This window comes from Streptococcus sp. 2018110 (genome assembly GCF_019754115.1).
GTDB lineage: Bacteria > Bacillota > Bacilli > Lactobacillales > Streptococcaceae > Streptococcus > Streptococcus hashimotonensis.
The window spans coordinates 41,102-52,472 of sequence record NZ_JAIJZO010000016.1; the positions used below are offsets into that span (position 1 = coordinate 41,102).

Consider the following 11,371-nt stretch of genomic DNA (forward strand, 5'->3'; position numbering starts at 1 on the left):
TCAAAAATCGGATTGAGGCTTGCCTCATCCACTTCACACCATTAGTAAGAACTTAAGCGGGTGGGATTTGCCCACTCGCTTTTCTTAAAATATGGTATAATCAGAATAGAAAACTAAAAATATAGGAGAACAAACCTCATGGCACGCGAATTTTCATTAGAAAAAACTCGTAATATCGGTATCATGGCGCACGTTGACGCGGGTAAAACAACGACAACTGAGCGTATTCTTTACTACACTGGTAAAATCCACAAAATCGGTGAAACTCACGAAGGTGCATCACAAATGGACTGGATGGAGCAAGAGCAAGAGCGTGGTATCACTATCACATCTGCTGCAACAACAGCTCAATGGAACAACCACCGTGTAAACATCATCGACACACCAGGACACGTGGACTTCACAATCGAAGTACAACGTTCACTTCGCGTTCTTGATGGTGCGGTAACCGTTCTTGACTCACAATCAGGTGTTGAGCCACAAACTGAAACAGTATGGCGTCAAGCAACTGAATACGGTGTTCCACGTATCGTATTCGCTAACAAAATGGATAAAATCGGTGCTGACTTCCTTTACTCAGTAAGCACACTTCACGAGCGTCTTCAAGCAAATGCTCATCCAATCCAATTGCCAATCGGTTCTGAAGATGAGTTCCGTGGTATCATCGACTTGATCAAGATGAAAGCTGAAATCTATACTAACGACCTTGGTACAGATATTCTTGAAGAAGATATTCCAGCTGAATACCTTGAGCAAGCTGAAGAATATCGTGAAAAATTGGTTGAAGCAGTTGCTGAAACTGATGAAGAATTGATGATGAAATACCTTGAAGGTGAAGAAATCACAAACGAAGAATTGAAAGCTGCTATCCGTAAAGCAACTATCAACGTTGAATTCTTCCCAGTATTGTGTGGTTCAGCCTTCAAAAACAAAGGTGTTCAGTTGATGCTTGATGCGGTTATCGACTACCTTCCAAGCCCACTTGACATCCCTGCTATTAAAGGTGTTAATCCAGATACAGATGCTGAAGAAGAGCGTCATGCATCAGATGAAGAGCCATTTGCAGCTCTTGCCTTCAAGATCATGACTGACCCATTCGTAGGTCGTTTGACATTCTTCCGTGTATATTCAGGTGTCCTTAACAGCGGTTCATACGTATTGAACACTTCTAAAGGTAAACGTGAGCGTATCGGACGTATCCTTCAAATGCACGCAAACAGCCGTCAAGAAATTGAAACTGTTTATGCAGGTGACATCGCCGCTGCGGTTGGTTTGAAAGATACTACAACTGGTGACTCATTGACAGATGAAAAAGCAAAAATCATCCTTGAGTCAATCCACGTTCCAGAACCAGTTATCCAATTGATGGTTGAGCCTAAGTCTAAAGCTGACCAAGACAAGATGGGTATTGCCCTTTCTAAATTGGCTGAAGAAGATCCAACATTCCGCGTTGAAACAAACGTTGAAACTGGTGAAACAGTTATCTCTGGTATGGGTGAGTTGCACTTGGATGTCCTTGTTGACCGTATGCGTCGTGAATTCAAGGTTGAAGCAAACGTAGGTGCTCCTCAAGTATCATACCGTGAAACATTCCGCGCTTCTACACAAGCTCGTGGTTTCTTCAAACGCCAGTCTGGTGGTAAAGGTCAATTCGGTGATGTTTGGATTGAATTCACACCAAACGAAGAAGGTAAAGGTTTCGAGTTCGAGAACGCTATCGTCGGTGGTGTGGTTCCACGTGAATTCATCCCAGCGGTTGAAAAAGGTCTCGTAGAATCTATGGCTAACGGTGTTCTTGCTGGTTACCCAATCGTTGACGTTAAAGCGAAGCTTTACGATGGTTCATACCACGATGTCGACTCATCTGAAACAGCCTTCAAAGTGGCAGCGTCTCTTGCCCTTAAAGAAGCAGCTAAATCAGCTCAACCAACTATCCTTGAGCCAATGATGCTTGTAACAATCACTGCACCAGAAGATAACCTTGGTGACGTTATGGGTCACGTTACTGCACGTCGTGGTCGCGTTGATGGTATGGAAGCTCGTGGTAACACACAAATCGTTCGTGCTTATGTGCCACTTGCTGAAATGTTCGGTTACGCAACTGTTCTTCGTTCAGCAACACAAGGTCGCGGTACCTTCATGATGGTATTTGACCACTACGAAGATGTACCAAAATCTGTACAAGATGAAATCATTAAGAAAAACGGTGGCAATGCATAATTGCTAACCCAGGCAGCTTCGGCTGCCTTTTTGCTTGTTTGAGATTCAGTGTGGAATTTCAAGAGAGAAAACTTGTTCTGTCTATCATGTTTGATGTGTTTATGCAGGATTTTTGTCTTTTTATTTTTGCTGGAGAGCTACATCATTTAAGAGGAATGTGGGTATTTATTCTATCTATTTTGCAAGAAAAAAAACGTATATCAATATACATGTATATAAATATTTAAAGTTTCAAAGAAATGTGTTAAAAAACAGACAAAAAACAGATGAAAATAGATTGAAAACGTGTAGCTATAGGCTTTATAAAAATCACCTAAGTTCTGTTTTTTATTGCTTTTTCTCTATATAAACGCTATAATTATTTGGGATATTTAAATTCCTAAAATATTATGAAAAGGGGAAATTTTATGAGAAGTAAAAGGTTCCAAGGACTCGTTGGACTTGCTCTCATTGCAAGTTTGTTGAACCCGTTGCCGTGGTTTAACAATGTAATGTTGATCGGTTCGACGGTAGTCAATGCCAACGATCTTCCACCCGGGGAGACTCCTCCAGGAGAAGATGAAGAACTTCCAGATGCAGAGCAGCTTGCTTTAATTAAAAAGATCTCAGGCTATTTGTCTGAAATAGAAGCTTCGCTTGCAGATGGCGATAAGGATACTGCTGACTATTTGTTTACAGAATCCGATGCTATGGGGGGTTATGCTACTAGTATCGCTGCGGTGAGTAATGTAAAAAACTCCGCAGAAAGAGCAAAACTCCAAGCTCGTATTGAGGCAATCCGCGCTCAATTGAGTGGAACTGTTCAGCCACCATCTCCTGTTATCACAACAGAAGAAGTGACAGAGACGAAAGAAGAGCCGTATGAAACCATTCGGATAAAAGATCCGAACCTTGAAGAAGGTAAGGAAGAAGTTGCGACGCCGGGACAAGTAGGTGTTCGTACAATCGTCTATACTGTGACAAAGACAGATGGAGTAGAAACAGGTCGCGTTGTTAAGAGCGATAGTGTTACAACTCCAGCTGTAAATGAAGTGATTAAGGTTGGTACGAAGAAAACAGTTGTTTCTGTAATTACTCTTGAAGAAGAGACAGAGACCAAAGCAGTTCCTTATGAGACAATTCGTGAGAACGATCCTACCCTTGAAGAAGGTAAGGAAGTTGTATCCGTAGCTGGTAAGGCTGGTGTTCGCACAATTGTCTATACAGTAACGAAGACAGATGGAGTAGAAACAAGTCGTGTTGTTAAGAGCGATAGCATTACAACTCCAGCTGTGAATGAAGTGATTAAGGTTGGTACGAAGAAAGCACCAGTCATCACAACAGAAGAAGTAACGGAGACCAAAGCCGTTCCTTATGAGACAATTCGTGAGAACGATCCTACCCTTGAAGAAGGTAAGGAAGTTGTATCCGTAGCTGGTAAGGCTGGTGTTCGCACAATTGTCTATACAGTAACGAAGACAGATGGAGTAGAAACAAGTCGTGTTGTTAAGAGCGATAGCATTACAACTCCAGCTGTGAATGAAGTGATTAAGGTTGGTACGAAGAAAGCACCAGTCATCACAACAGAAGAAGTAACGGAGACCAAAGCCGTTCCTTATGAGACAGTTCGTGAGAACGATCCTACCCTTGAAGAAGGTAAGGAAGTCGTATCCGTAGCTGGTAAGGCCGGTGTTCGTACAATCGTCTATACTGTGACGAAGACAGATGGAGTAGAAACAAGTCGTGTTGTTAAGAGCGATAGCGTGACAACTCCAGCTGTGAATGAAGTGATTAAGGTTGGTACGAAGAAAGCACCAGTCATCACAACAGAAGAAGTAACGGAGACCAAAGCCGTTCCTTATGAGACAGTTCGTGAGAACGATCCTACCCTTGAAGAAGGTAAGGAAGTCGTATCCGTAGCTGGTAAGGCTGGTGTTCGTACAATCGTCTATACCGTAACGAAGACAGATGGAGTAGAAACAAGTCGTGTTGTTAAGAGCGATAGCGTGACAACTCCAGCTGTAAATGAAGTGATTAAAGTTGGTACGAAGAAAGCGCCAGTCATCACAACAGAAGAAGTAACGGAGACCAAAGCCGTTCCTTATGAGACAGTTCGTGAGAACGATCCTACCCTTGAAGAAGGTAAGGAAGTCGTATCCGTAGCTGGTAAGGCCGGTGTTCGTACAATCGTCTATACTGTGACGAAGACAGATGGAGTAGAAACAAGTCGTGTTGTTAAGAGCGATAGCGTGACAACTCCAGCTGTGAACGAAGTGATCAAGGTTGGTACGAAGAAAGCCCCAGTCATCACAACAGAAGAAGTAACGGAGACAGAAGCTGTTGCTTATGAGACAGTTCGCGAGAACGACCCTACTCTTGAAGAAGGTAAGGAAGTCGTATCCGTAGCTGGTAAGGCTGGTGTTCGTACAATCGTCTATACCGTAACGAAGACAGATGGAGTAGAAACAGGTCGTGAAGTTAAGAGCGACACTATTACAACTCCAGCTGTGAACGAAGTGATCAAGGTTGGTACGAAGAAAGCCCCAGTCATCACAACAGAAGAAGTAACGGAGACAGAAGCTGTTGCTTATGAGACAGTTCGTGAAGACGATCCTACTCTTGAAGAAGGTAAGGAAGTCGTATCCGTAGCTGGTAAGGCTGGTGTTCGTACAATCGTCTATACAGTAACGAAGACAGATGGAGTGGAAACAGGTCGTGAAGTTAAGAGCGACACTATTACAACTCCAGCTGTGAACGAAGTGATCAAGGTTGGTACGAAGAAAGCCCCAGTCATCACAACAGAAGAAGTAACGGAGACAGAAGCTGTTGCTTATGAGACAGTTCGTGAGAACGATCCTACCCTTGAAGAAGGTAAGGAAGTTGTATCCGCAGCTGGTAAGGCTGGTGTTCGTACAATCGTCTATACCGTAACGAAGACAGATGGAGTAGAAACAGGTCGTGAAGTTAAGAGCGATAGCGTGACAACTCCAGCTGTGAATGAAGTGATTAAGGTTGGTACGAAGAAAGTAGCTCCTTCAATCAAGAACGATGTTCAAAAAAATGAGGAAACGGTAACCAAACCTCAAACCTCACAAAATGATAAAAATAAAACGGTGCTTCCAGAAACGGGAGAGCGAGTGTCTACATCTATTTGGATGACATTTGTTGGTTTCGTTATGATGGGGGTGGCATTTATTAAAAAACGCAAACAACAATAATACGATTGTTGGTGAGCGTAGGGGGATTTATCTAGAAAGGAACTTTTAATAGTTATGAAAAAGTATCGAAGGCTGAGACATCTGTTTATGATGTTCTCAGTGTTGCTATCACAACTAGGTATGCTTATAACTTCCGTCCCGAATATCCAGGCCGCCGACTTAGGTTCAACGACCACAGATGGAGTAACCACAACCGTCTCGCAAAAAGGTTGTGCGATTAAGATTGAAACAAAGCAAGAAGTGAACTGGGGATTACCACGTCAGCCAATTGACTTGGTAATCTTGCAGGATGCGAGTGGATCTTTTAAAAATACTATCGGTAGTGTGCAATCTGCTCTACGAACGCTGACAACAGCGGTAGATGCTAATGCATATGATGAAAAAAATCCACGACTTGTTTTCACGGGAGATGAGAAAACAACAGACCGTGTAATGGTTGCGACTTTCCAAGGTTTGGATGGAATACAGTACTATGATAATGCTACGTTTTATAATAGTGGTGCAATCTATAGTACAGGACCAGATACCAATTATACTTCGTATAATCAAATGGGGAATGCTGGTACAACTTATTCATACAAATCGACGAATGGTTTGCTGACTAATTCAAATCAGGTCCATAATTTCATTAATAGTATCGCTGTTGGAGGAGGAACTCCGACGGTTCCGGCTATTGATGACGTACTTAATAGCTATAATCAGATTAAAAATTCCGGCGGAGGAATGGCAAACAATAGGAAAACAGTATTCCTTTTGGTGACTGATGGTGTAGCTAACGGGTACCGTGCAGCTGATGGTCGCGTATATATCCAAGAAAGTTTTAACAGAACATTTGCACTTCAAAAAAGTTGGGGTACAAGTTCATGGCCAGAGGCCTCTCAAAACTACCTTGCTCGTGCGGCTGAGTTGACCCAAGCGGGTGACAGGATCAAGAAAGCAATTGGTGACGACGGAACAGTTGTTGTTGGTTTCTGGGAGGATGTTCCAACCTTTGAGACGCTAACAGGTTACGGTTCTGCATATCGAGATGGTACAGCATATGAAAGGGCAGGAATTAATGTCGGTACTGATAAACGGTCAGTACAGGAAGTTTTCCATGCTGCTTTGCAATCAGTAGCCTCTCCTGATAAAACTATTAACGGCAATCCGGTATCTTTTTATGTCAATGAGCAAACAGATGCAAATCGTTTTGCTGAAAACATTTTAAAAGCCGTTACATCTGCAATGATTAAAGAAAATATTGTTGGTGACTTTACGGTTACGGATGGTTATAAAGTTAATAGTGTTACTATCAATGGCAAGAAGGTTGTTGAGACAGTAACGAACGAGAACACAGAAATTCAAGGTTCTGTTACCCAAGAAGGGACTAAAGTAACGATTTCTGTACCAGACAGCGTCTTTAATCCTGGTAAAAACTCGTTTGAATACGACTTGACGAAGACAGCGGCAGAAGATGCGGCTCTATCAGAAGATGAGGAAACAGATCCTGCCGATGGCTACCAACCAGAAACTAAGACCGAAACAGTCGGTCAGTTGACTGGACGCTTTAAGGTTGGTGAATACGTAAGTGATTTGATTGGTTCTAAGGATCCAACCACTGTTCAAGTTACTGACTTGAAATACTGTTACCCAAGTGCAACGAAATCTATCACAGATGCGGATCAATCTAATGATACAGGTCAGTTGGATGATCCAGTTGTAAAAGGTAAAAAGTCATACGCTGCTAATTTGAGTACATTTAGCGAAGGCTTTACGTACCAAGTTCTTTATCGCATGAATAATGCGCCATTGAACTTCGAAGCAAATCCTATGTTGATCGACAAGCTAGACTATCGTTTAGAGTATGTCGATGCTTATGTGACAGGTCAAGATGGCCAACGTCTAAATAATTTCAAGATTCGAACGACCACAGGGAACGACGCCCTAGGTAATCAACGAACGATTGTTGTTGCGGATATTCCGGAAGCGCCTGGAACACAGACTCAGTATGTGGATGAAGGTAAGTATGGAGCTCACAAATTCAAGCAATATACTCTCCATGTGAAGGTGCGTATTAAGGATCAATATTCGAATGCGAACAATCCGGTTGTTTATCGTCAAATTTTACAAGAGAATGATGGTTTGGGTATCCTAAACCAAGCAAACATTGTATGGAACGGTAAGACAAATAATCCGGAAGATGAGGAAGCTAAGACACGTCGTTCAAATACTGTTTATGTTAAACCTCCTGTGGAAACAGACATCAAAAAAGATGTTCAAAGTGTTCCAAATAAGGAAGCAGGTTATAAACCTGGAAACTCGCAAGAGTATCTAGAAAATAGGTCGCAAGAATTCTACTACAATGTGGAGTCTTCATGGCCAGGTTTGTTTGATACCTACTCTATTTCAGACACCCTAGTTCCTGAGCTAGAGGTTATCTCGGCAGAGGTATTTATTAACGATGTACAAAATGCTACGTTAACTAACAAATTAACAATTGATGCTAACAAGCAGTCCGTTGCTTTGAACTTGGTTAAAGCAGATATCACTAATGCGTTGAATATCCAAATTCGCCGTGCAACAAATAACTACACTCAACCAGCTGTGGTTAGAATTGGAATCAAGGCAAAAATTCGAGATAATGCGAATTTAGCTAAGTATGTTGTGAATGGCGAAATCAAGGTTCCTAACGAAGCACAAGTAGTGCTGAACGGGAAACCGCAAAAGTCTAATATTGTATATGTGACTCCAAAAGAGCCAGGAATCAGCAAGAAAATCAACGATGCGAAGGATGAACACAACGTTCTCCAAGAGAGTGAAGATTTCACGTTTGATATTAAGACAAAATTGCCTGATGATATCAGCGCTTATAAGTCATACAAGATTGTTGACGTCTTGGATGAACGTCTTGAGCTTAAAGATGGAGCACAACCATTTGTCAATGCAGAATTAAGTCAACATTTTGATGTAAGTTACGATGCGGTTACACGTACTGTAACAGCAGCAATCAAACCGGGTAGTTTTGCATTATTATCTGGAGGCGAGACAGTTCATTTAACGATTCCTGCTAAAGTGAAATCTGGTACAGCCTTTGCACAGATTCCTAATGAGGCAAAAGTCTACTACCGCGATCCGTCTAGCACAGGTGAAAAAGAAACTCCGCCGACTCCACCAGTTATTGTTACTCCACCACCACTTATTGAAAAACAAGTCAATGGGAAACAACACGCTGACTTAACGAAGCGTGATGAGGTGTTCGAATACACAATCAAATCAACGGTTCCTAAAGGTGCCGACACGTTTGAAATCACTGATGAGTTGGATGAGGCACTTGAATTTGCAGGAAACCAAGGTGATGTAGTTGTTAAAATTGCAGATACAGTGGTTACAGATGCAGTTGAAGTATCAGCTGTCGGACGTAATTTAGGCATTAAGTTCACGAAAGAACAACTTACAAATGATGCAGGTAAGCCAATAGTTGTTACCTTTAATGCTAAGATTAGAGGAGATGCAAACCTGTCAGCAGATAAGTATGTTCAAACTGGAACAACACTTATTCCGAATACAGCTAAGTATATTCTGAACAATAATCCTAAAGAATCTAATGAAGTAACCGTCACTCCACCAACTCCACCAACACCGACAGTAGATAAGAAGGTTAACGGTCAAGCTCATGAGAACTTGACAAACCGTGACCAAACGTTTGAATACAGCATTTCTACTCAGGTTCCAACTGATGCGAAGAAATTCGAAATCACTGACGAACTGAAGGATGTTCTAGAGTTTGCGGGAGCAGATGGTAAGGGCGAAGTCGTTGTTAAGATTGGTGATAAAGATGTCACACAGGAAACAACTGTGAAGACAGAAAACCAAAACTTGACGATCAACTTGACGTCAGATCAACTTTCTAAACTTCAAGGTCAGGCAGTCGTGGTGACATTTAAAGCTAAGATTCGCGCTAATGTCAACTTGTCAGACTACATTACAGATGGAGCAGTCAAAGTTCCTAACGTTGCGAATATTACGGTTGATAATAAACCAAAAGTAACGTCAGAACCAGTTACAGTGACTCCACCGACACCAACTGACCCAACAGTAGATAAGTTGGTTAACAATCAAGTCCACGCAGATCTTCCACAACGTGATGAAGTGTTTGAGTACACTATCAATACCCAAGTTCCAACCGATGCGAAAAGCTTCGAAATCACTGATGAACTCAAAGATGTTCTAGAGTTTGCCGGTGCAGATGGTAAGGGCGACGTCGTTGTTAAGATCGGTGATAAGGACGTAACGAAAGAAAGCACTGTTACTGTAGCAGGTCAACAATTAAGTGTTCAATTGAGTGCTACTCACTTGAAAGATGATGCCGGTAAGGCTGTTGTTGTAACCTTCAAATCTAAGATTCGTGCTAATGTCAACTTGACAGGCTACTTGGAAGAAGGAAGCAACACGATTAAGATTCCAAACACGGCAAGCATCAGTGTTGATCACAAACCTAAGGTTGATTCAAAACCAGTCACAGTAACCCCACCAACTCCAAACAATCCAACAATTGTTAAGGAAGTTAATAAGAAACAACATGAAGATTTGACTAATCGTGAGGATGTGTTTGAGTATACTATTCAAACTCAGGTTCCAACCGATGCGAAAAGCTTCGAAATCACCGATGAACTTGTGGAAGTTCTAGAGTTCGCCGGTGCAGAAGGCAAGGGAGATGTAGTAGTAACTATTGGTGATACTACGGTGACCGATGCTGTAACGATCGCTACTTCAGGTCAAAACTTGAGTGTTAAATTGTCACCAGAACAGCTGCAGAAAGATAGTGGTAAAGCAGTTGTTGTAACCTTCAAAGCTAAGATTCGTGCGAACGCTAACTTATCAGGCTACTTGAATGCGGATGACAATACTACGAAGATTCCAAATACGGCAAGCTTCACAATTGATAACAAGCCGAAGGAAAATTCAAATCCAGTAACCGTCACTCCACCAACTCCACCAACACCGACAGTAGATAAGAAGGTTAACGGTAAAGCTCATGAGAACTTGACAAACCGTGACCAAACGTTTGAATACAGCATTTCTACTCAGGTTCCAACTGATGCGAAGAAATTCGAAATCACTGACGAACTGAAGGATGTTCTAGAGTTTGCGGGAGCAGATGGTAAGGGCGAAGTCGTTGTTAAGATTGGTGATAAAGATGTCACACAGGAAACAACTGTGAAGACAGAAAACCAAAACTTGACGATCAACTTGACGTCAGATCAACTTTCTAAACTTCAAGGTCAGGCAGTCGTGGTGACATTTAAAGCTAAGATTCGCGCTAATGTCAACTTGTCAGACTACATTACAGATGGAGCAGTCAAAGTTCCTAACGTTGCGAATATTACGGTTGATAATAAACCAAAAGTAACGTCAGAACCAGTCACAGTGACTCCACCAAGTCCAGAGAATCCACCGATTGTCAAGGACGTAAATGGAGCGGACCGTGCGGACTTGGCAACACGTGAAGAAAGCTTCACCTACCATATCACCAGTGCGGTACCAACTGATGCGACAGCCTTTGAGATCAGCGATACCCTCGTAGATGTCTTAGAGTTTGATGGCGAAAAAGGTGGCGCAACTGTCACAATCGATGGCAAGGACGCAAGTGCCGACGCAACGATTGCGGTTCAAGACCAACGCTTGACAGTCACCCTTTCAGAAGCACAAGTGAAAGCTAACGGCGGTAAAGAAGTCGTAGTGACATTTAATGCTAAGATTCGTCCAGGTGCGAACCTCTCAGCCTATAAGGTAGACGGCAAGACCGAGATTCCGAATACGGCCGAGTATGTGATCAATAACAACCCAGAGACGAAGAAGAAATCAAATGAAGTACCAGTCACTCCACCAAGTCCAGAGAATCCACCGATTGTCAAGGATGTAAATGGAGCGGACCGTGCGGACTTGGCAACACGTGAAGAAAGCTTCACCTACCA

3 protein-coding genes are annotated in these 11,371 nt (G+C 42.4%); all 3 read left to right on the top strand.

Features of this window, described 5'->3' with window-relative positions:
- Positions 1–138 precede the first annotated feature (138 nt).
- A complete protein-coding gene (gene fusA / locus K5Q34_RS09295) occupies positions 139–2,220 on the top strand; it encodes an elongation factor G (RefSeq protein ID WP_002938501.1) in 2,082 nt (693 codons plus the stop codon).
- A 407-nt stretch (positions 2,221–2,627) separates the two neighbouring features.
- On the top strand, positions 2,628–5,417 hold the full coding sequence (locus K5Q34_RS09300; protein ID WP_221864882.1) for a G5 domain-containing protein: 2,790 nt from the start codon (positions 2,628–2,630) through the stop codon (positions 5,415–5,417).
- A 120-nt stretch (positions 5,418–5,537) separates the two neighbouring features.
- The coding region (locus K5Q34_RS09305) for an isopeptide-forming domain-containing fimbrial protein (RefSeq protein WP_221864883.1) at positions 5,538–11,371 on the top strand (5,834 nt) is incomplete at its 3' end.